This window comes from Mesorhizobium sp. WSM4808, assembly GCF_055811675.1.
Genome location: NZ_JBVVQX010000020.1, coordinates 1 through 20,885, shown reverse-complemented (window position 1 = coordinate 20,885; position 20,885 = coordinate 1). Strand labels below are relative to the sequence as shown.

Here is a 20,885-nt window from a genome sequence, read left to right as displayed (position 1 = left end):
TTTCGAGGACCCCGAAAAGGAGAACGGCATGAACCAAGAGGTCATGAATCTCTTCAATCCGCAGGCGCCTGCGCAGGTGTTCGATTCCATTCGGATATCGCTTGCCAGCCCTGAGAAGATTCTGTCCTGGTCTTTCGGCGAGATCAAGAAGCCGGAGACCATCAACTACCGCACCTTCAAGCCGGAGCGTGACGGTCTGTTCTGCGCGCGCATTTTTGGCCCGATCAAGGACTATGAGTGCCTGTGCGGCAAGTACAAGCGCATGAAGTACAAGGGCGTCATCTGCGAAAAGTGCGGCGTTGAAGTCACGCTGTCGCGCGTTCGTCGTGAGCGCATGGGCCATATCGAGCTGGCGGCACCGGTCGCCCATATCTGGTTCCTGAAGTCGCTGCCGTCGCGCATCGGCACGCTGCTCGACATGACCCTGAAGGACATCGAGCGCGTCCTCTACTTTGAGAACTACATCGTCACCGAACCTGGCCTCACCGCGCTGAAGGAGCACCAGCTGCTCAGCGAGGAAGAGTACATGATCGCCGTCGACGAGTATGGCGAGGATAGTTTCACCGCCATGATCGGCGCCGAGGCCATTCATGACCTCCTGGCGGGCATGGACCTGGAGAAGATCGCCGGCGATCTGCGTTCGGAACTGGCTTCGACCACCTCCGAGCTGAAGCAGAAGAAGTATCTGAAGCGGCTCAAGGTCGTCGAGAACTTCATGGAATCCGGCAACCGTCCGGAATGGATGATCATGAAGGTGGTTCCGGTGATCCCGCCGGACCTGCGTCCGCTGGTTCCTCTGGACGGCGGCCGCTTCGCCACGTCGGATCTGAACGATCTCTATCGCCGCGTCATCAACCGCAACAATCGTCTGAAGCGGCTGATCGAGCTGCGCGCTCCCGGCATCATCGTGCGCAATGAAAAGCGCATGCTGCAGGAAGCCGTCGATGCGCTGTTCGACAACGGCCGTCGCGGCCGCGTCATCACCGGCGCCAACAAGCGCCCGCTGAAGTCGCTGTCCGACATGCTCAAGGGCAAGCAGGGCCGGTTCCGTCAGAACCTGCTCGGCAAGCGCGTCGACTATTCCGGCCGCTCGGTCATCGTGACCGGTCCGGAGCTCAAGCTGCACCAGTGCGGCCTGCCCAAGAAGATGGCGCTCGAACTGTTCAAGCCCTTCATCTACGCCCGTCTCGACGCCAAGGGTTACTCCTCGACCGTCAAGCAGGCGAAGAAGCTGGTCGAAAAGGAGCGTCCGGAAGTCTGGGATATCCTCGACGAGGTCATCCGCGAGCATCCGGTGCTGCTGAACCGTGCGCCGACGCTGCACCGTCTCGGCATCCAGGCGTTCGAGCCGATCCTGATCGAAGGCAAGGCGATCCAGCTGCACCCGCTGGTCTGCACGGCCTTCAACGCCGACTTCGACGGCGACCAGATGGCCGTTCACGTGCCGCTGTCGCTGGAAGCGCAGCTTGAAGCCCGCGTGCTGATGATGTCGACCAACAACATCCTGCACCCGGCTTCCGGCGCGCCGATCATCGTGCCGTCGCAGGACATGGTTCTGGGCCTCTACTATCTCTCGATCGTCAACCAGAACGAGCCGGGCGAGGGCATGGTGTTTGCCGACATGGGCGAACTCCAGCACGCGCTCGAGACCAAGGCGGTGACGCTGCACTCCAAGATCAAGGGTCGTTTCCGCACGGTCGACGCCGAAGGCAAGGTCGTGTCGAAGATCCATGACACCACGCCTGGCCGCATGATCATCGGCGAGCTTCTGCCGAAGAACGTCAACGTGCCTTACGAGACCGCCAACCAGGAGATGACCAAGAAGAACATCTCCAAGATGATCGACACCGTCTACCGCCATTGCGGTCAGAAAGAGACGGTCATTTTCTGCGATCGCATCATGGCGCTCGGATTCAGCCATGCCTGCCGTGCCGGCATTTCGTTCGGCAAAGACGACATGCTGATCCCGGATGCCAAGATCAAGCTGGTCTCCGACACCGAGGCTTTGGCCAAGGAATACGAGCAGCAGTACAATGACGGTCTGATCACGCAGGGCGAGAAGTACAACAAGGTCGTCGACGCCTGGGCCAAGTGCTCGGAAAAGGTCGCCGACGAAATGATGGCCCGTATCAAGGCGGTCGAGTTCGAGGACAATGGCCGTCAAAAGCCGATGAACTCGATTTACATGATGTCGCACTCCGGTGCGCGTGGCTCGCCCACCCAGATGCGCCAGCTTGCCGGCATGCGCGGCCTCATGGCCAAGCCGTCGGGTGAAATCATCGAGACGCCGATCATCTCGAACTTCAAGGAAGGTCTGACCGTGCTCGAGTACTTCAACTCGACCCACGGCGCCCGCAAGGGTCTGGCCGACACCGCCTTGAAGACGGCGAACTCGGGTTACCTCACCCGTCGTCTGGTCGACGTGGCGCAGGATTGCATCGTCAACTCCGTCGACTGCGGCACCGACAAGGGCCTCACCATGCAGCCGATCGTCGATGCCGGTCAGGTCGTCGCTTCGGTCGGCCAGCGCGTGCTGGGCCGTACGTCGCTCGACGACATCACCCATCCGGTGTCGGGCGAGATCCTGGTCAAGGCCGGAACGCTGATGGACGAGCGTGACGTGGAACAGATCGAAAAGGCCGGCGTCCAGTCGGTCCGCATCCGCTCGGCACTGACTTGCGAAGTCAGGGTTGGCGTCTGCGCGGTCTGCTACGGTCGCGATCTGGCCCGCGGCACCCCGGTCAACCAGGGCGAAGCTGTCGGCGTCATCGCGGCGCAGTCGATCGGCGAGCCGGGCACGCAGCTCACCATGCGTACCTTCCACATGGGCGGTACCGCGCAGGTGGTCGACAGCTCGTTCCTTGAAGCCTCGTATGAGGGCAAGGTCGAGATCCGCAACCGCAACGTGGTGCGCAACTCCGACGGCCAGCAGATGGTCATGGGCCGCAACATGGCGGTGCTGATCCTCGACGAAGCCGGCAAGGAGCGCGCCTCGCACCGCCTCACCTATGGTTCGCGCATCTTCGTGGACGATGGTGACAAGGTGAAGCGCGGCCAGCGTATCGCCGAGTGGGATCCCTATACCCGTCCGGTCCTCACTGAAATCGAGGGCAGGGTGTCGTACGAGGATCTGGTCGACGGCATTTCCGTTCAGGAAACCGCCGACGAGTCGACCGGCATCACCAAGCGTGAGGTCATCGACTGGCGCTCGACGCCACGCGGCAACGACCTGAAGCCGGCGATTGCGATCCAGGACGCCAAGGGCAAGGTCGGCAAGCTGTCGAAGGGCGGCGACGCTCGCTTCCTGCTCTCGGTCGAGGCCATTCTTTCGGTCGAGCCGGGTTCGCAGGTTCGCCCCGGCGACGTTTTGGCGCGTATTCCGATGGAAAGCGCCAAGACCAAGGACATCACCGGCGGTCTGCCGCGTGTTGCCGAGCTGTTCGAGGCACGTCGTCCGAAGGATCACGCCATCATCGCCGAGATCGACGGCACGATCCGCTTCGGCCGCGACTACAAGAACAAGCGTCGCATCATCATCGAGCCGCATGACTCGACGCTCGAGCCGGTCGAATACCTGATCCCGAAGGGCAAGCCGTTCCATCTCCAGGACGGCGACGTCATCGAGAAGGGCGACTACATCCTCGACGGCAATCCGGCGCCGCACGACATCCTGGCGATCAAGGGCGTGGAGGCACTTGCTTCCTACCTCGTCAACGAGATCCAGGAAGTCTATCGTCTGCAGGGCGTGTCGATCAACGACAAGCACATCGAGGTGATTGTTCGCCAGATGCTGCAGAAGGTCGAGATCACGGTGCAGGGCGATTCGACCTACATCCCGGGCGATCATGTCGACGTGATCGAACTGGAAGAGGTCAACGAGCGTCTGGTCGAGGACGGCAAGAAGCCGGCCGAAGGCCTGCCGGTGCTGCTCGGCATCACCAAGGCATCGCTGCAGACGCCGTCCTTCATCTCGGCCGCCTCCTTCCAGGAGACGACCCGGGTGCTGACGGAGGCCGCGGTTGCCGGCAAGACCGACATGCTGCAGGGCTTGAAGGAAAACGTCATCGTCGGCCGGCTGATCCCGGCCGGTACCGGCGGCACGATGAGCCAGATCCGGCGCATCGCCACCTCGCGCGACGAACTGATCATCGACGAGCGCCGCAAGGCCTCGGGTGCGGAAGTCGCCGAGCCGATGCTGGCCGACATGACAACCGCCGCGCAGTAAGCGCGGCGGCAGGAATCTCAGGCAAAAAAAGGCCGTCGGGGCGACCCGGCGGCCTTTTTTCATTGCGTTGGAGCCGAACTTTGTGGCGGTGGCGAAGTGAGGAGCATCGTCTGGTGCCTTGTTTTGCAGGCTGGCGCCGCCCCTCATCTGCCTGCCGGCATCTTCTCCCCGTATAGTGACGGGGAGAAGGACGCCGTCGCTGACGATTTCGCCAATCGGCGACCTTGCAGGGCGAACGCCGGCGTCGCCATTGCCCCTTTCTCCCCGTCACTATACGGGGAGAAATGTCCGGCAGGACAATGAGGGGCGGCGCGCCCTTCGCAAATGATCCGGGAAGTGGGGATCGGAGCGAGGTCGCTCTTCACAGCCCATTGTCAATCGAAGAACGCCTCGACCACGTTGCGCTTGCCGAGCATGAAGGCGTCGGCGACATGCTGCAGCGGCGCCAGATCGACATCGGAGACGCCGGCGCGGACGATCTCGGCGAAGCGCTTGTAGAGCATCGGGTACTCGGCCTCCGGCTCGTCATGAACCACCTTGCCGTCGATGGCGAGCTTCGACCCGCCGCCCGACAGCACCATGGCGCCCTTGTCGGTGTCGGCCAGGATGTCCCAGCTTTGCGGGCCTGTCTGCAGCCAGTCGAGGTCCATCGTCACCGGCAACCCGTTCGAGGTGCGGAAGGCGACGCGCGCGGCAACCGGGGAGGCGCGGTTTTCGGGAAAATCCAGCACCGCCGAGGTGATGAACATCGCCGGCAGGATATGGGTGGCAATCGACAGCGCGTTGATGCCGGGATCGAAGACGCCGAAACCGCCGGGAGCCCAGATCCATTCCTGGTTCGGGTGCCAGCGGCGCACGTCTTCCTTCCAGTTGATGGCGGCCGACCTGATCTTGGCCTTGTCGAGGAAGGCGCGTGCGGCCTCTACGGCCGGCGCATAGCGCGAGTGCCAGCTGGCGAACAGCGAGACGCCGTTCTGCGCGGCCAATGTCTTGAGGTCCTCGACCTCGCTGACCGTGGCGCCAGGCGGCTTCTCCAGGAAGACATGCTTCTTGGCCATCAGCGCGGCGCGCGCCGCATCGTAGCGGAACTGCGGCGGCATGCAGAGCGACACGGCCTCGAGCTCGGGCACCGCGTCGAGCATGGCTTCGATATCAGGGAAATTCGGGATGTCATCCACCTTGCCGTGACGGCTGGCAGCCGCGATGAGGCGATAGTCCTGGTCTTTCGCCAGGGCCGGCAGATGCTGGTCGCGGACGATCTTGCCGACGCCGACGATGCCTATCTTGATGGGCTGGGACACGGCCGCTCCGTCTGTTTGATGATGGTGATGGTTTCTTATCAGAACACTTGCCCCGGGCAAGCCGAAGCCGAGCAGCCAAACTCAGCCTTCCTCGAGCGGCAGTGCGCATTTTGCCGGCTGGGAATGCCTCGGTCGCCGATTCGTCTCGGCAGTCGATTCGAAAGCTGGACCGAGGGTTGGAGTCAGATCGGCACGTCGAAGGTAACGATCGACACTTCGCCTTCGAGCGCGCCCTGGAAGGCGGAGATATGCGGCTCTTCGTCGGGGATGCCGTCCATGTCGCCGATCTGGTCGAGCTCGGCCTCGGCGTACCCTTCGGCGGCAAGCGATTCGAGTGCCCGGCGCACCGCCGAATCGTCGTCGGGCGCGACCAGCATGACGTGGACGCCTTCCGGTTTGCCGCCTTTTTTCTTCCACACCCGGCCGGTGATGATGGTGACCGGGCGTTCTTCATTGTCGTTCACGGGCCGATTCCTCTTGGCAGCGGGTGGGCGGGCGAGGGGGTTTTGACTGCTCATGCGGCCTTTTCGCATGAAGCAAGGCCGCGCAACAGCGCAAACCCATTCACTTTGCTTGAAGGCTTGTCACTTTCTTCCTCGCTCTTGCAAAAATGCGAAAGAAAATTACATGCGGTTTTCGCATGGCTGCCAAGCCTTCGTCGGCGCGCAATATTTAGTGCTCCGGGCTTGACGGTCCGCGGTCTTACGAGTAGAAGCCGCCCAGTCAGAACCGATGTGAGGCTCTCCCTTCCGAAGCGACACGCTTTGGAGTTTGCCTCAAACAGGGTTCGTTTTACGAGCGAAAAGACATTTCCGGCGTGCACGAAGCGGCTTCCGCTTCCTCTGCCTTTTGTTCGGGCAAGACCGCGAGGCGCGGTTTATGGCCCGAATTTGCGTATGGAAATGACGCTTTGAGCGGCCCTGACCGGGCGAGACACGGAATTGAGAGACAAGAGGGTTTAATGCCTACCGTCAACCAGCTGATCCGCAAGCCGCGCATTGCGCCGGTGAAGCGCAACAAGGTCCCGGCCATGCAGCAGAACCCGCAGAAGCGGGGCGTCTGCACGCGCGTCTATACAACGACGCCGAAGAAGCCGAACTCGGCGCTGCGCAAGGTGGCCAAGATCCGCCTGACCAATGGTTTTGAAGTGATCGGGTACATTCCCGGCGAAGGCCACAACCTTCAGGAACACTCCGTGGTGATGATCCGCGGCGGCCGCGTCAAGGATCTTCCGGGCGTTCGCTACCACATCATCCGCGGCGTGCTCGACACGCAGGGTGTGAAGAACCGCAAGCAGCGCCGTTCGAAGTACGGCGCCAAGCGTCCGAAGTAAGGGGCGTCCGAAGTAAGATTTTCCGGCCTTGGCGCTCCTTGGGTGCGTCGGGTTATGAGATTGAGAGACAAAAGCCATGTCGCGTCGTCACAGTGCAGAAAAGCGTGAGATCAATCCGGACCCGAAGTTCGGCGATCTGATCGTCACCAAGTTCATGAACGCCGTCATGTATGACGGCAAGAAGTCGGTCGCCGAGACCATCGTCTACGGCGCGCTCGACCAGGTTCAGTCGAAGACCAAGCAGGAGCCGGTCACCGTCTTCCATCAGGCGCTCGACAATGTCGCGCCTCATGTTGAAGTGCGTTCGCGTCGTGTCGGTGGCGCCACCTACCAGGTTCCGGTTGATGTGCGCCCCGAGCGCCGCCAGGCATTGGCCATTCGCTGGCTGATCGCTGCGGCCCGCAATCGCAATGAGACCACGATGGTCGACCGCCTCTCCGGCGAGCTGATGGATGCGGCCAACAACCGCGGCACGGCTGTCAAGAAGCGTGAAGACACCCACAAGATGGCTGAAGCCAACCGCGCTTTCGCGCACTACCGCTGGTAAAGCGCGAACGAGACTGAGAGGCAGCTACGATGGCCCGCGAATACAAAATCGAAGACTACCGCAATTTCGGTATCATGGCGCATATTGACGCCGGCAAGACGACGACCACCGAGCGCGTCCTCTACTACACGGGCAAGTCGCACAAGATCGGCGAAGTCCACGACGGCGCTGCCACCATGGATTGGATGGAGCAGGAGCAGGAGCGCGGCATCACGATCACCTCCGCCGCGACCACGACCTTCTGGAAGGCTCGTGACGGCAAGATGCACCGCTTCAACATCATCGACACCCCCGGCCACGTCGACTTCACCATCGAAGTCGAGCGTTCGCTGCGCGTGCTCGACGGCGCCATCGCGCTGCTCGATGCCAATGCCGGCGTTGAGCCGCAGACCGAGACCGTCTGGCGCCAGGCCGACAAGTACCGCGTTCCGCGCATGATCTTCTGCAACAAGATGGACAAGATCGGCGCCGACTTCTATCGCTCGGTCGAGATGATCGGTTCGCGCCTCGGCGCGCATGCCGTTGTCATGCAGCTGCCGATTGGCGCCGAGACCGAGTTCAAGGGCGTCGTCGACCTCGTCGAGATGAACGCGCTTGTCTGGCGCGACGAGACGCTGGGCGCTGCCTGGGATGTCGTCGAGATCCCGGACGACCTCAAGGCTCGTGCCGAAGAATACCGCGAGAAGATGATCGAGGCCGCCGTCGAAATGGACGAGACGGCGCTTGAAAATTACCTCGAAGGCAAGATGCCGTCGAATGATGAGATCCGCGCGCTGATCCGCAAGGGCACCATCGCGGTCAAGTTCTACCCGATGTTCTGTGGCTCGGCCTTTAAGAACAAGGGCGTGCAGCCGCTGCTCGACGCCGTCGTCGAATATCTGCCGTCGCCGGCCGATGTTCCCGCCATCAAGGGTGTCGATGCCAAGACCGACGCCGAGATCGAGCGTCACGCCGACGACAACGAGCCTCTGTCGATGCTCGCCTTCAAGATCATGAACGACCCGTTCGTCGGTTCGCTGACCTTTGCCCGCATCTATTCGGGCAGGCTCACCAAGGGCATCTCGGTCGACAACACCGTGAAGGGCAAGAAAGAGCGCATCGGCCGCATGCTGCAGATGCATGCGAACTCGCGCGCCGACGTCGAAGAGGCTTTTGCCGGCGACATCGTTGCTCTTGCCGGTCTCAAGGACACGACCACCGGCGACACGCTGAGCGATCCGCTGCATCCGGTCATTCTCGAGCGCATGGAATTCCCCGATCCGGTCATCCAGATCGCCATCGAGCCGAAGACCAAGAACGACCAGGAAAAGATGGGCCTCGCCCTTCACCGCCTGGCCGCCGAGGATCCGTCCTTCCGTGTCAAGACCGACGAGGAAAGCGGCCAGACCATCATTTCCGGCATGGGCGAACTTCACCTGGACATCATCGTCGACCGCATGCGTCGCGAGTTCAAGGTCGAGGCCAATGTCGGCGCACCGCAGGTGGCTTATCGCGAGACGATCACCCGCAGGCACGAGCAGGACTACACGCACAAGAAGCAGACCGGCGGTACCGGTCAGTTCGCTCGCGTCAAGATCGTCTTCGAGCCGAATCCGGACAGCAGCGAGTTCGAGTTCGAGACCAAGATCGTCGGCGGCGCCGTGCCGAAGGAATACATCCCCGGTGTCGAAAAGGGCATCAACAGCGTCATGACCTCGGGTCCGTTCGCGGGCTTCCCGATGATCGGCGTCAAGGCGACCCTCATCGACGGCGCTTACCACGATGTCGACTCCAGCGTCCTGGCCTTCGAAATCGCCGGCCGCGCCTGCTTCCGTGAAGCAGCACCCAAGCTTGGCGTGCAGCTTCTGGAGCCGATCATGAAGGTCGAAGTTGTGACGCCGGAAGACTACGTCGGCAGCGTCATCGGCGATCTGAACGGTCGTCGTGGCCAGATTCAGGGTCAGGAAGCGCGCGGCGTTGCCGTCGTCATCAACGCGATGGTGCCGCTCGCCAACATGTTCAAGTATGTCGACAACCTGCGCTCGATGAGCCAGGGCCGTGCGGCCTACACTATGCAGTTCGATCACTATGAGCCGGTTCCGACCGCAGTGGCTCAGGAAGTCCAGAAGAAATACGCCTAAGGGTTTCTTAGCCACCGGGTCGCGCTCCTTGCGCGGTGCCGGATCTGAAGAGCGAATAACAATTTCCCCTTAGCGGGTAGAATAGACGGAGAACGATTATGGCCAAAGGTAAATTCGAGCGTAACAAGCCTCACGTGAACATCGGCACGATTGGCCACGTCGACCATGGCAAGACGTCGCTGACGGCGGCGATCACCAAGTATTTTGGCGAATACAAGCGCTACGACCAGATCGACGCCGCCCCTGAAGAAAAGGCGCGCGGCATCACGATCTCGACGGCGCATGTCGAATACGAGACGGCCAACCGCCACTATGCTCACGTCGACTGCCCCGGCCACGCCGACTATGTGAAGAACATGATCACCGGTGCCGCGCAGATGGACGGCGCGATCCTGGTCGTGTCGGCTGCCGACGGCCCGATGCCGCAGACCCGCGAGCACATCCTGCTGGCCCGTCAGGTCGGCGTGCCGTCGATCGTGGTGTTCCTGAACAAGGTCGACCAGGTCGACGACGCCGAGCTGCTCGAACTGGTCGAGCTCGAGGTTCGCGAGCTTCTGACCAAGAACGAGTTCCCCGGCGACGACATTCCGATCGTCAAGGGTTCGGCGCTGGCTGCTCTGGAAGATTCGGACAAGAAGATCGGTGAAGACGCGATCCGCGAGCTGATGGCTGCGGTCGATGCCTACATCCCGACGCCGGTTCGTCCGCTCGACAAGCCGTTCCTGATGCCGATCGAAGACGTGTTCTCGATCTCGGGCCGCGGCACGGTCGTGACCGGCCGCGTCGAGCGCGGCGTGGTCAAGGTCGGCGAGGAGCTGGAGATCATCGGCATCCGTCCGACGACCAAGACGACCTGCACGGGCGTGGAAATGTTCCGCAAGCTGCTCGATCAGGGCCAGGCCGGCGACAACATCGGCGCGCTGCTGCGCGGCGTTGATCGTGAAGGTGTCGAGCGCGGCCAGGTTCTGGCCAAGCCGGGCACGGTGAAGCCGCACAAGAAGTTCGTGGCCGAAGCCTACATCCTGACCAAGGACGAAGGTGGCCGTCACACGCCGTTCTTCACCAACTACCGTCCGCAGTTCTACTTCCGCACGACCGACGTGACCGGCATCGTGTCGCTGCCGGAAGGCACCGAGATGGTGATGCCGGGCGACAACATCACGGTCGATGTCGAGCTGATCGTGCCGATCGCCATGGAAGAGAAGCTGCGCTTCGCCATCCGTGAAGGCGGCCGCACCGTCGGTGCCGGCATCGTCGTCACCATCAAAGAGTAATTTGGACTTAAACCGATCTGTCGCGGGCGCGGGAGTTGCCCGCGCCGCGCCAGAACAAGGAAGTGACGCATGAACGGACAGAATATCCGCATCCGCCTTAAGGCGTTTGACCACCGCGTGCTCGACGCCTCGACGAAGGAAATCGTGTCGACGGCCAAGCGTACCGGCGCAAACGTCCGCGGCCCCATTCCGCTGCCGACGCGGATCGAAAAGTTCACGGTCAACCGGTCGCCTCACGTCGACAAGAAGAGCCGCGAGCAGTTCGAGATGCGCACGCACAAGCGTCTGCTCGACATCGTCGATCCGACCCCGCAGACGGTCGATGCTTTGATGAAGCTCGATCTGGCCGCCGGCGTCGACGTCGAGATCAAGCTCTAAGGGAATGAGAGCGCGGTAAGGGGCGGTGCCCCTGGCCCGGAACTCTAAAGGAATTGAACCGATGCGTTCAGGTGTGATTGCAAAGAAGGTGGGAATGACCCGCATCTACAACGATGCCGGGGAACATGTTCCCGTCACCGTTCTCCTGATGGAGAACTGCCAGGTCGTGGCCCAGCGCACGCAAGAGAAGAATGGCTACACCGCCGTTCAGCTCGGCGTTGGCCTTGCCAAGGTGAAGAACACGTCGAAGGCGATGCGCGGCCATTTCGCGACCGCTTCCGTCGAGCCGAAGGCGAAGGTCGCCGAGTTCCGCGTCTCCGCCGACAACATGATCGATGTCGGCGCCGAGATCACCGTCGAGCACTTCGTCGCCGGCCAGAAGGTCGATGTGACGGGCACGACGATCGGCAAGGGCTTTCAGGGCGTCATCAAGCGCCACCACATGGGCGGTGGCCGTGCAACGCACGGTAACTCGGTTTCGCACCGTACGCACGGTTCGACCGGCCAGCGCCAGGACCCGGGCAAGGTGTTCAAGGGCAAGCATATGGCTGGCCACATGGGCGACACCCGCGTCACCACGCAGAATGTCGAGATCGTATCGACCGACGCCGACCGCGGCCTGATCCTGATCCGCGGTGCGGTCCCCGGATCGAAGGGCGCCTGGATCCTGGTCCGCGATGCGGCCAAGGTGGCACTGCCGGCCAATGCGCCGAAGCCTGCCGCGATCCGCGCCGTTGCTGCCGAAAGTGGCGCCAAGAACGAGGCTCCGGCCACAGAGGGAGCGGAATAATGGATCTCAAGATCACAACGCTGGGCGGCAAGGACGCCGGCAAGGTGGAACTCTCCGACGAGATTTTCGGCCTTGATCCGCGCGAAGACATCCTGCAGCGCGTCGTGCGCTGGCAGCTTGCCAAGAAGCAGCAGGGCACGCACAAGACCAAGGGTCGCGCCGAGATCGCGCGCACCGGCGCCAAGATGTACAAGCAGAAGGGTACGGGCCGCGCCCGTCACCATTCGGCACGCGCTCCGCAGTTCCGCGGCGGCGGCAAGGCCCACGGGCCGGTCGTTCGCAGCCACGAGCACGAACTGCCGAAGAAGGTTCGTGCTCTCGGCCTCAAGCATGCTCTCTCGGCCAAGGCCAAGAGCGCGTCGATCATCATCATCGACGAGCTGAAGCTGACCGAGGCCAAGACGAAGGCGCTGATCGCAAATTTCGCGACGCTGGGCCTGACCAACGCTTTGCTGATCGGCGGCGCCGAGCTTGACAAGAACTTCAAGCTGGCGGCGACGAACATCCCCAACATCGACGTGCTGCCCATCCAGGGCATCAACGTCTACGACATTCTGCGCCGCGGCACGCTGGTCCTTTCGAAGGCCGCCGTCGAGGCTCTCGAGGAGCGTTTTAAATGACCGACCTTCGTCATTACGACGTGATCGTCTCGCCGGCGATCACCGAAAAGTCGACCATGGCCTCCGAGCAGAACAAGGTCGTCTTCAACGTCGCCAAGAAGGCGTCGAAGCCGGAAATCAAGGCCGCCGTCGAAGCGCTGTTCGGCGTCAAGGTGATGGCCGTGAACACGCTTGTCCGCAAGGGCAAGATCAAGCGCTTCCGTGGCACGGTTGGCCGCCAGAGCGACGTCAAGAAGGCGGTTGTGACGCTGGCCGATGGTCAGTCGATCGACGTCGCGACGGGTCTCTGAGCAAGGCCGCGAGGACAGAACAATGGCACTGAAAAAATTCAACCCGGTAACGCCCAGCACCCGTCAGCTGGTCATCGTCGACCGCTCGGGTCTTTACAAGGGCAAGCCCGTCAAGGGTCTGACCGAAGGCCTGACCAAGTCGGGCGGCCGCAACAATCACGGTCGCATCACCGCCCGCTTCATCGGCGGTGGTCACAAGCGTTCGTACCGCATCATCGACTTCAAGCGCCGCAAGTTCGACGTCGTCGGCACGGTCGAGCGCATTGAATACGATCCGAACCGCACCGCCTTCATCGCGCTGATCAAGTATGACGATGGCGAGCTGTCCTACATCATCGCTCCGCAGCGTCTGGCTCCCGGCGACAAGATCGTCTCCGGTGAATCGGTAGATGTGAAGCCGGGCAATGCGATGCCGCTGGCTTCGATGCCGGTCGGCACCATCGTCCACAACATCGAGCTGAAGCCGGGCAAGGGCGCTCAGGTCGCCCGTTCGGCAGGTGGTTACGGTCAGCTGGTCGGTCGTGACCAGGGCATGGCGATCCTGCGCCTCAATTCGGGCGAGCAGCGTGTCGTTCACGGCTCCTGCATGGCCACTGTCGGCGCCGTATCCAATCCGGACCACGGCAACATCAATGACGGCAAGGCCGGTCGCACGGTTTGGCGTGGCAAGCGCCCGCACAATCGCGGCGTGACCATGAACCCGGTCGACCATCCGCACGGCGGCGGCGAAGGCCGCACTTCGGGTGGCCGCCATCCGGTTTCGCCCTGGGGCAAGCCGACCAAGGGCAAGAAGACGCGGTCCAACAAGGCGACCGACAAGTTCATCCTGCGCTCGCGCCATCAGCGCAAGAGCTAAGAAGAGGTAACGCCAAGTGACTCGTTCGATTTGGAAAGGCCCCTTCATTGACGGCTACCTTCTCAAGAAGGTGGACAAGGTTCGTGAAGGTGGTCGCAATGAGGTGATCAAGATGTGGAGCCGTCGCTCCACCATCCTGCCGCAGTTCGTCGGCTTCACCTTCGGTGTCTACAACGGCCAGAAGCATGTTCCCGTCTCGGTGAACGAGGACATGGTCGGTCACAAGTTCGGTGAATTCGCTCCGACCCGGACCTATTACGGTCACGGCGCGGATAAGAAGGCGAAGAGGAAATAATCATGGGCAAGGCCAAAGCTCCGCGCAGGCTTGCTGATAACGAAGCGCGCGCCGTATTGCGCACGATCCGTATCAGCCCGCAGAAGCTGAACCTCGTTGCCGCGCTGATCCGCGGCAAGAAGGTCGCGACAGCGCTTTCCGATCTCGAATTCTCGGCCAAGCGGATTTCCGGCACGGTCAAGAAGACGCTGGAATCGGCAATCGCCAACGCGGAAAACAACCACGACCTGGATGTCGATGCGCTGATCGTGGCGGAAGCCTATGTCGGCAAGTCGATCGTCATGAAGCGGTTCCATGCCCGTGGCCGCGGTCGCGCCAGCCGTATCGAGAAGCCGTTCTCGCACCTCACGATCGTCGTTCGTGAAGTCGAAGAAAAAGGGGAGGCCGCATAATGGGCCAGAAAGTCAATCCGATCGGTCTTCGCCTCGGCATCAACCGCACCTGGGATTCGCGCTGGTTCGCGAACACCGGCGAGTACGGCAAGCTGCTGCATGAGGACATCAAGATCCGCAAGTATCTCGAGAAGGAGCTCAAGCAGGCTGCCATCTCGAAGGTCGTGATCGAGCGTCCGCACAAGAAGTGCCGCGTCACCATCCACGCCGCGCGCCCGGGTCTGATCATCGGCAAGAAGGGCGCCGACATCGAGAAGCTTCGCAAGAAGCTGATGGAGATGACGAAGTCCGAGACGCACCTCAACATCGTTGAAGTGCGCAAGCCGGAAATCGACGCGACCCTGGTCGCCCAGTCGATCGCCCAGCAGCTCGAGCGTCGTATCGCGTTCCGCCGCGCCATGAAGCGTGCCGTTCAGTCGGCGATGCGCCTCGGTGCCGAAGGCATCCGCATCAACTGCGCCGGCCGCCTCGGCGGCGCCGAGATCGCGCGCATGGAATGGTATCGCGAAGGCCGCGTGCCGCTGCATACGCTGCGTGCGGACGTCGACTACGGTACGGCCGAAGCGCACACGGCTTATGGCATCTGCGGCGTCAAGGTCTGGGTGTTCAAGGGCGAAATCCTTGAGCATGACCCGATGGCTTCGGAGCGTCGGGCCAGCGAAAGCGATGCAGCGCATGGCGGTGGTGGTGATCGCGAACGCGGTCGTCGTCGCGAAAACGCCTGAGACATTTAGGAATTTGGAGTTAGAACGATGCTGCAGCCAAAGCGCACAAAGTTCCGCAAGCAGTTCAAGGGCCGTATCCATGGTACCGCAAAGGGCGGCACCAACCTGGATTTCGGTGGTTTCGGGCTGAAGGCGCTTGAGCCGAACCGCGTCACCGCACGTGAGATCGAGGCGGCCCGCCGCGCGATCACGCGTGAAATGAAGCGCGCTGGTCGCGTCTGGATCCGTATTTTCCCGGACGTGCCGGTCACTTCGAAGCCGACCGAAGTCCGCATGGGTAAGGGCAAGGGTGCGGTCGACTACTGGGCGGCGCGCGTCAAGCCGGGCCGCATCATGTTCGAGATCGACGGCGTCAATGAAGAAACCGCCCGTGAGGCACTGCGTCTCGGCGCGGCCAAGCTCTCGGTCAAGACGCGCTTCGTGCAGCGCATCGCAGAATAAGGACGGGCTGATCATGAAAGCCGAAGACATCCGGACCAAGACCCAGGACCAGCTGACCGACGACCTGGCCAGCCTGAAGAAGGAGCAGTTCAACCTGCGCTTCCAGAAGGCCACCGGCCAACTCGAGAAGACCGCGCGCGTGAGACAGGTCCGTAAGGATATTGCGCGTATCAAGACCATCGCTGCGGAAAAGTCCGCGGCTAAGAAGGCTTAAGGACGAAAACCATGCCAAAGCGCATTCTGCAGGGCACCGTCGTCAGCGACAAGAACGAGAAGACGGTTGTCGTCAAGGTCGAACGGCGCTTCACGCATCCCGTGATGAAGAAGACCGTGCGCATGACCAAGAAGTACAAGGCGCACGACGAGAACAACGCCCACAAGGTTGGCGATCAGGTGTTCATCCAGGAATCGAAGCCGATTTCCAAGGACAAGCGCTGGATCGTCGTGTCTTCGGACCAAGCCTGACCTCGGGCGTAAACAACGAATTTTGGACAGACCGGGGAGGGGCTTTGAGCCCATCCCGTTAGAAGAGAAGAAGGCGGCCAGTCATGATTCAGATGCAAACAAACCTCGACGTCGCGGATAATTCCGGCGCCCGTCGTGTCATGTGCATCAAGGTGCTGGGCGGCTCGAAGCGGAAATACGCTTCCGTGGGCGACATCATCGTGGTGTCGATCAAGGAAGCCATTCCGCGCGGCCGCGTAAAGAAGGGCGATGTGATGAAGGCGGTCGTGGTTCGCACGGCCAAGGACATCCGCCGCCCGGACGGCAGCGTGATCCGTTTCGACAAGAACGCGGCCGTTCTCGTCGACAACAAGAAAGAGCCGATCGGCACGCGTATCTTCGGACCGGTTCCGCGCGAACTCCGCGCCAAGAACCACATGAAGATCATCTCGCTCGCGCCTGAAGTGCTGTAAGGAGCCGGACCAATGCAAAAGATTAGAAAAGGCGACAAGGTCGTCGTGCTGGCCGGCAAGGACAAGGGCCGTTCGGGCGAAGTCCTCTCGGTACAGCCGAAGGAAGACACCGCGCTGGTGCGCGGCGTCAACATGATCCGTCGTCACCAGAAGCAGTCCCAGTCCCAAGAGGGCGGGATCATCACCAAGGAAGCGCCGATCCAGCTGTCGAACATCGCGCTGGCCGACCCCAAGGATGGCAAGCCGACCCGCGTCGGTTTCATCTTCCAGAAGGACGGCAAGAAGGTGCGCGTCGCCAAGCGCTCGGGAGAAGTCATCAATGGCTAAGGCTCAATCCAAGCAGGCGACCGCGAACAACACGCCGCGCCTCAAGCAGGTCTACAACGAGACCATCCGCAAGGCGTTGCAGGAACAGTTCGGCTACGACAACGAGATGCAGGTTCCGCGCATCGACAAGATCGTGCTGAACATGGGCGTTGGCGAAGCGACCGCCGATTCGAAGAAGCCTTCGATCGCGGCCGAAGACCTGGCGATGATCGCCGGCCAGAAGGCCGTCGTCACCCGCGCCCGCAACTCGATCGCCGGCTTCAAGGTCCGCGAGAAGATGCCGATCGGCGCTAAGGTCACGCTGCGCAAGGAACGTATGTACGAGTTCCTCGACCGTCTCGTGAACATCGCACTGCCACGCGTCCGCGACTTCCGCGGGCTCAATCCGAAGAGCTTCGATGGCCGTGGCAACTACGCCATGGGCATCAAGGAACACATCGTGTTCCCGGAGATCAACTACGACAAGGTTGATCAGATCTGGGGCATGGACGTCATCGTTTGTACGACTGCGAAGACGGATGACGAAGCCAGGGCATTGCTCAAGGCTTTCAACTTCCCCTTCCGCCAGTAACGGCAGCGAGAAAAGGAAAATCTGAAATGGCAAAGACCAGCTCAGTCGAGAAGAACAACAGGCGCCGCAAGCTTGCCGACCAGTACGGTCCCAAGCGCGCTGCCCTGAAGGCGATCATCATGGATCAGTCCAAGCCGATGGAAGAGCGTTTCCGCGCTCAGCTCAAGCTTGCCGCCATGCCGCGCAACTCGGCCAAGATCCGCATCCGCAACCGCTGCGAAGTCACCGGCCGTCCGCGCGCCTACTATCGCAAGCTCAAAGTATCGCGCATCGCGCTTCGTGATCTCGGCAATAACGGCCAGATCCCGGGCCTGGTCAAGTCGAGCTGGTAAGGAGGACATAACATGTCATTGAGCGATCCTCTCGGCGATATGCTGACCCGCATCCGCAACGCGTATGGCCGCAAGAAGTCGAGCGTTTCGACGCCGGCTTCGCGTCTGCGCACCCGCGTCCTCGACGTGCTGAAGGCTGAAGGCTATATCCGCGATTACAGCCAGACCGACTTCGACAACGGCAAGTCCGAAATCGAGATCGAGCTGAAGTATTTCGACGGCGCGCCGGTCGTGCGCGAAATCGCCCGCGTCTCGAAGCCAGGCCGCCGCGTCTATGTTTCGGCCAAGTCGATTCCGCAGGTCGCCAACGGCCTCGGCATCGCCATCCTTTCGACACCGAAGGGCGTGATGGCCGACCATGAAGCACGTGAACAGAACGTCGGCGGTGAGATCCTCTGCCAGATCTTCTGATCTGGCAGTTGACCGCAAAGTGGAATCCGGTCTTCGGATCGTTCCCGAAGACAGAGACCTGAAACAAGAGAAGTGACGAGGACAACAAAATGTCTCGTATTGGAAAGAAACCCGTTTCGCTGCCGCAGGGCGTGACCGCGACCGTCAACGGCCAGACCGTGACGGCGAAGGGCCCCAAGGGTGAGCTGAAGTTCGTGGTGAACGATGAAGTGCTGGTCAAGATGGAAGGCAGCGAGATCGCTGTCCAGCCGCGCGACCAGACCAAGACCGCCCGCTCCAAGTGGGGCATGTCGCGCACGCAGATCGTCAACATCCTGCAGGGCGTCAAGGACGGTTTCGAGAAGAAGCTCGAGATCACCGGCGTCGGCTATCGCGCGGCACTTCAGGGCAAGAACCTGCAGCTGGCGCTTGGCTTCAGCCATGACGTCGTCTATGAGACGCCGGCCGGCATCACCATTACCGTGCCGAAGCCGACCGAAATCACCGTGGCCGGCATCGACAAGCAGCAAGTCGGCCAGGTTGCGGCGGAGATCCGCGAGTATCGCGGTCCCGAGCCCTACAAGGGCAAGGGCGTCCGCTATGCCGGCGAAAAGATCGTCCGCAAGGAAGGCAAGAAGAAGTAGCGGGCCTGGCCTCGAGAAGTTGAGGCCAAGCCAAGAAGTGCAACGCCGCGGGGAGCGGTCGCGGGAGGCGCTTTCGCCTACCGCATATGGCGGCCCCCGTTTTTTGAAGGCAAGGAAGACCATCATGGGTACCAAGGAATCCACGCAGCGCCGCGCGCAGCGCGTCCGTCGTCAGATCAAGAAGGTCGCCGGCGAGCGTCCGCGTCTGTCGGTCCACCGCACGTCGAAGAACATCTACGTGCAGGTCATCGACGACGCCAAGGGCCACACCATCGCTGCCGCTTCGACGCTTGAGAAGGACCTCAAGGGTTCGCTCAAGACCGGCGCCGACACCGCCGCCGCCGCCGCGATCGGCAAGCTGATCGCCGAGCGCGCCACCAAGGCCGGCGTCAAGGAAGTCGTCTTCGACCGCGGTGCCTACATCTATCACGGCCGCGTCAAGGCGCTCGCCGAGGCTGCCCGCGAAGGTGGCTTGAGCTTCTAAGCATAGTCCCGAAAAGTTGCAGACTTTTCGGATAGGGATTATGCGAAGGAATTGATTTCGCCCCCGGTGACCGTTTCCCGATTTATTCGGGGCGAGGCACCGGATCTTATCAGCAACCGTGCTTCCGGAAAAAAACAAGGAACAGGATATGGCACAGGAACGTAGGGATGGCGGCCGCGGCCGCGATCGTGAAGAACGCGATGACGGCATGGTGGACAAGCTCGTCCACATCAACCGCGTCGCCAAGGTCGTCAAGGGCGGCCGTCGCTTCGGTTTTGCAGCACTCGTCGTCGTCGGTGACCAGAAGGGCCGTGTCGGCTTTGGTCACGGCAAGGCGCGCGAAGTGCCGGAAGCCATCCGCAAGGCAACTGAATCGGCCAAGCGCGACATGATCTTCGTGCCGCTGCGCTCGGGCCGTACGCTGCACCACGACGTCGAAGGACGCTGGGGTGCTGGACGCGTGCTGCTGCGCGCCGCCAAGCAAGGTACCGGCATCATCGCCGGTGGCCCGATGCGCGCTGTCTTCGAGACGCTCGGCATGCATGACGTGGTCGCCAAGTCGATGGGTTCGTCGAACCCCTACAACATGGTTCGCGCCACCTTCGACGCGCTGAAGAGCCAGATGCATCCCAAGGATGTGGCTGCTGCTCGCGGCATCAAGTATTCGACCCTTCAGGCCCGCCGCGGCACCGCCGTTGCGGCTGAAGAATAGTCGATCTGACCAGGGATTTTGACCATGGCCAAGAAAGCAACCAAGACCATCACCGTTGAGCAGATCGGTTCGCCGATCCGCCGTCCGAAGGAACAGCGCGCGACGCTGGTCGGCCTCGGCCTCAACAAGATGCACAAGCAGCGCACGCTGGAAGATACGCCCTCCGTGCGCGGCATGATCGCTGCCGTCCAGCATCTCGTCCGCGTCGTGGACGAGGGCTGAGCCAGAGCGCAGGAGAACTCAGATGAAACTCAACGATCTGCGTGACAAGGACGGCGCGACGCACTCCAAGAAGCGTCTCGGCCGTGGTATCGGCTCCGGCTCCGGCAAGACCGGCGGTCGCGGCGTCAAGGGCCAGAAGGCGCGCTCCGGCGTCGCCATCAACGGCTTCGAGGGCGGCCAGATGCCGCTCTACCGGCGCCTGCCGAAGCGTGGCTTCAACAACATCTTCGCCAAGAGCTTCACCGTCGTGTCGCTGGCCCGCATCCAGGTGGCCATCGACGCCAAAAAGCTCGACGCCAAGGCGACCGTGACGGCTGAATCGCTGGTTGCCGCCGGCGTCATCCGCCGCGTCAAGGACGGCGTGCGCATCCTCTCGGACGGCGAGATCAAGGCGAAGCTCGCCTTTGACGTCGCCGGCGCCTCCAAGGCCGCGATCGAAAAGATCGAAAAGGCCGGCGGTTCGGTCAAGCTGCCGCAGGAAAAGGCAGCTGCCGAGTAACGGCAATTTGAAGCGCGATCGGCAGGAGTGGGATCCGTTTTTGCTCACGATTGCGCTTTGATCTGCTCAACGAGGCGGGCGCGGGAAAACCGGCGCGGGGAGGTTTTTTTGCCCGGGGGGTTGTAGTGGGGGTTGGTGTTAAGCCCCCCCCGTCCACAAGGGCCGAAAAACGTTAAAAACGGGGAATAAATCAATGGGTT

At 61.8% G+C, this 20,885-nt stretch carries 28 protein-coding genes; 26 read left to right on the top strand and 2 right to left on the bottom strand.

Going from position 1 to position 20,885, the window contains the following annotated elements; all coding sequences use genetic code 11:
* Positions 1-28: 28 nt before the first annotated feature.
* Positions 29-4,225, top strand: a complete 4,197-nt coding sequence (gene rpoC / locus AC0L2U_RS28410) for a DNA-directed RNA polymerase subunit beta' (protein ID WP_013531415.1) — start codon at positions 29-31, stop codon at positions 4,223-4,225.
* Between the two features lie 374 nt (positions 4,226-4,599).
* Here rpoC and AC0L2U_RS28405 read toward each other — a convergent pair whose 3' ends face one another.
* Entirely contained in the window at positions 4,600-5,526 is a 927-nt protein-coding gene (locus AC0L2U_RS28405; RefSeq protein WP_292636296.1) for a Gfo/Idh/MocA family protein, read from the bottom strand.
* A 182-nt stretch (positions 5,527-5,708) separates the two neighbouring features.
* A complete protein-coding gene (locus AC0L2U_RS28400) occupies positions 5,709-5,990 on the bottom strand; it encodes a transcriptional regulator (RefSeq protein WP_013531420.1) in 282 nt (93 codons plus the stop codon).
* Between the two features lie 497 nt (positions 5,991-6,487).
* On the opposite strand from AC0L2U_RS28400, the gene rpsL reads away from it, so the two are divergent.
* From rpsL to rplO, 25 genes are all read left to right on the top strand, one after another.
* Entirely contained in the window at positions 6,488-6,859 is a 372-nt protein-coding gene (rpsL, locus tag AC0L2U_RS28395; protein WP_006333356.1) for a 30S ribosomal protein S12, read from the top strand.
* Positions 6,860-6,935: 76 nt separating this feature from the next.
* Positions 6,936-7,406 carry a 30S ribosomal protein S7 gene (gene rpsG, locus AC0L2U_RS28390; RefSeq protein WP_008875664.1) on the top strand — a complete coding sequence of 157 codons (471 nt, stop codon included), beginning with the start codon at positions 6,936-6,938 and terminating at the stop codon, positions 7,404-7,406.
* Positions 7,407-7,435: 29 nt separating this feature from the next.
* Positions 7,436-9,526, top strand: a complete 2,091-nt coding sequence (gene fusA, locus AC0L2U_RS28385; protein ID WP_027027748.1) for an elongation factor G — start codon at positions 7,436-7,438, stop codon at positions 9,524-9,526.
* A gap of 98 nt (positions 9,527-9,624) precedes the next feature.
* On the top strand, positions 9,625-10,800 hold the full coding sequence (gene tuf / locus AC0L2U_RS28380) for an elongation factor Tu (protein ID WP_013531404.1): 1,176 nt from the start codon (positions 9,625-9,627) through the stop codon (positions 10,798-10,800).
* 69 nt (positions 10,801-10,869) lie between these two features.
* Positions 10,870-11,178: a 30S ribosomal protein S10 gene (gene rpsJ, locus AC0L2U_RS28375; RefSeq protein ID WP_010909272.1), complete on the top strand. Its 309-nt coding sequence runs from the start codon at positions 10,870-10,872 to the stop codon at positions 11,176-11,178.
* A gap of 61 nt (positions 11,179-11,239) precedes the next feature.
* The gene (rplC, locus tag AC0L2U_RS28370) at positions 11,240-11,968 is read left to right on the top strand and encodes a 50S ribosomal protein L3 (RefSeq protein WP_013531422.1); all 729 of its coding nucleotides are present in this window, start codon (positions 11,240-11,242) and stop codon (positions 11,966-11,968) included.
* A complete protein-coding gene (rplD, locus tag AC0L2U_RS28365) occupies positions 11,968-12,588 on the top strand; it encodes a 50S ribosomal protein L4 (RefSeq protein ID WP_013531423.1) in 621 nt (206 codons plus the stop codon). Before rplC ends, rplD begins: the two co-directional genes overlap by 1 nt.
* Positions 12,585-12,878, top strand: coding sequence for a 50S ribosomal protein L23 (locus AC0L2U_RS28360; protein WP_013531424.1), 294 nt, complete (start codon positions 12,585-12,587; stop codon positions 12,876-12,878). The genes rplD and AC0L2U_RS28360 overlap by 4 nt, the downstream gene beginning before the upstream one ends.
* Positions 12,879-12,900: 22 nt before the next feature.
* The gene (gene rplB / locus AC0L2U_RS28355) at positions 12,901-13,734 is read left to right on the top strand and encodes a 50S ribosomal protein L2 (protein WP_024505067.1); all 834 of its coding nucleotides are present in this window, start codon (positions 12,901-12,903) and stop codon (positions 13,732-13,734) included.
* A gap of 16 nt (positions 13,735-13,750) precedes the next feature.
* Positions 13,751-14,029 (top strand): 30S ribosomal protein S19, encoded by a 279-nt coding sequence (gene rpsS, locus AC0L2U_RS28350; RefSeq protein ID WP_006205463.1) that lies wholly within the window; start codon positions 13,751-13,753, stop codon positions 14,027-14,029.
* A gap of 2 nt (positions 14,030-14,031) precedes the next feature.
* Positions 14,032-14,421 (top strand): 50S ribosomal protein L22, encoded by a 390-nt coding sequence (gene rplV / locus AC0L2U_RS28345; protein ID WP_006205462.1) that lies wholly within the window; start codon positions 14,032-14,034, stop codon positions 14,419-14,421.
* Positions 14,421-15,146, top strand: coding sequence for a 30S ribosomal protein S3 (rpsC, locus tag AC0L2U_RS28340; RefSeq protein ID WP_013531426.1), 726 nt, complete (start codon positions 14,421-14,423; stop codon positions 15,144-15,146). The genes rplV and rpsC overlap by 1 nt, the downstream gene beginning before the upstream one ends.
* A 27-nt stretch (positions 15,147-15,173) precedes the next feature.
* Positions 15,174-15,587, top strand: a complete 414-nt coding sequence (gene rplP / locus AC0L2U_RS28335; RefSeq protein WP_013531427.1) for a 50S ribosomal protein L16 — start codon at positions 15,174-15,176, stop codon at positions 15,585-15,587.
* A gap of 13 nt (positions 15,588-15,600) precedes the next feature.
* Positions 15,601-15,801 (top strand): 50S ribosomal protein L29, encoded by a 201-nt coding sequence (gene rpmC, locus AC0L2U_RS28330; RefSeq protein ID WP_006205459.1) that lies wholly within the window; start codon positions 15,601-15,603, stop codon positions 15,799-15,801.
* Between the two features lie 11 nt (positions 15,802-15,812).
* Positions 15,813-16,052, top strand: a complete 240-nt coding sequence (rpsQ, locus tag AC0L2U_RS28325) for a 30S ribosomal protein S17 (RefSeq protein ID WP_010909280.1) — start codon at positions 15,813-15,815, stop codon at positions 16,050-16,052.
* Positions 16,053-16,135: 83 nt separating this feature from the next.
* Positions 16,136-16,504, top strand: coding sequence for a 50S ribosomal protein L14 (gene rplN, locus AC0L2U_RS28320; RefSeq protein WP_006205457.1), 369 nt, complete (start codon positions 16,136-16,138; stop codon positions 16,502-16,504).
* Positions 16,505-16,516: 12 nt separating this feature from the next.
* Positions 16,517-16,831, top strand: coding sequence for a 50S ribosomal protein L24 (rplX, locus tag AC0L2U_RS28315; RefSeq protein ID WP_013531428.1), 315 nt, complete (start codon positions 16,517-16,519; stop codon positions 16,829-16,831).
* Positions 16,824-17,402 (top strand): 50S ribosomal protein L5, encoded by a 579-nt coding sequence (rplE, locus tag AC0L2U_RS28310; protein WP_127270613.1) that lies wholly within the window; start codon positions 16,824-16,826, stop codon positions 17,400-17,402. The genes rplX and rplE overlap by 8 nt, the downstream gene beginning before the upstream one ends.
* A gap of 26 nt (positions 17,403-17,428) precedes the next feature.
* Positions 17,429-17,734, top strand: a complete 306-nt coding sequence (gene rpsN / locus AC0L2U_RS28305; protein WP_013895695.1) for a 30S ribosomal protein S14 — start codon at positions 17,429-17,431, stop codon at positions 17,732-17,734.
* Between the two features lie 12 nt (positions 17,735-17,746).
* Positions 17,747-18,145: a 30S ribosomal protein S8 gene (rpsH, locus tag AC0L2U_RS28300; protein ID WP_013531431.1), complete on the top strand. Its 399-nt coding sequence runs from the start codon at positions 17,747-17,749 to the stop codon at positions 18,143-18,145.
* 89 nt (positions 18,146-18,234) lie between these two features.
* Positions 18,235-18,768: a 50S ribosomal protein L6 gene (gene rplF, locus AC0L2U_RS28295; protein WP_013895694.1), complete on the top strand. Its 534-nt coding sequence runs from the start codon at positions 18,235-18,237 to the stop codon at positions 18,766-18,768.
* Between the two features lie 124 nt (positions 18,769-18,892).
* On the top strand, positions 18,893-19,252 hold the full coding sequence (gene rplR, locus AC0L2U_RS28290) for a 50S ribosomal protein L18 (RefSeq protein WP_027038735.1): 360 nt from the start codon (positions 18,893-18,895) through the stop codon (positions 19,250-19,252).
* 148 nt (positions 19,253-19,400) lie between these two features.
* Positions 19,401-19,964: a 30S ribosomal protein S5 gene (gene rpsE, locus AC0L2U_RS28285; protein ID WP_006333394.1), complete on the top strand. Its 564-nt coding sequence runs from the start codon at positions 19,401-19,403 to the stop codon at positions 19,962-19,964.
* A 24-nt stretch (positions 19,965-19,988) separates the two neighbouring features.
* Positions 19,989-20,186 carry a 50S ribosomal protein L30 gene (gene rpmD, locus AC0L2U_RS28280; RefSeq protein ID WP_006205449.1) on the top strand — a complete coding sequence of 66 codons (198 nt, stop codon included), beginning with the start codon at positions 19,989-19,991 and terminating at the stop codon, positions 20,184-20,186.
* Positions 20,187-20,208: 22 nt separating this feature from the next.
* The gene (rplO, locus tag AC0L2U_RS28275) at positions 20,209-20,685 is read left to right on the top strand and encodes a 50S ribosomal protein L15 (protein ID WP_013531434.1); all 477 of its coding nucleotides are present in this window, start codon (positions 20,209-20,211) and stop codon (positions 20,683-20,685) included.
* The last annotated feature ends 200 nt before the right edge of the window (positions 20,686-20,885 follow it).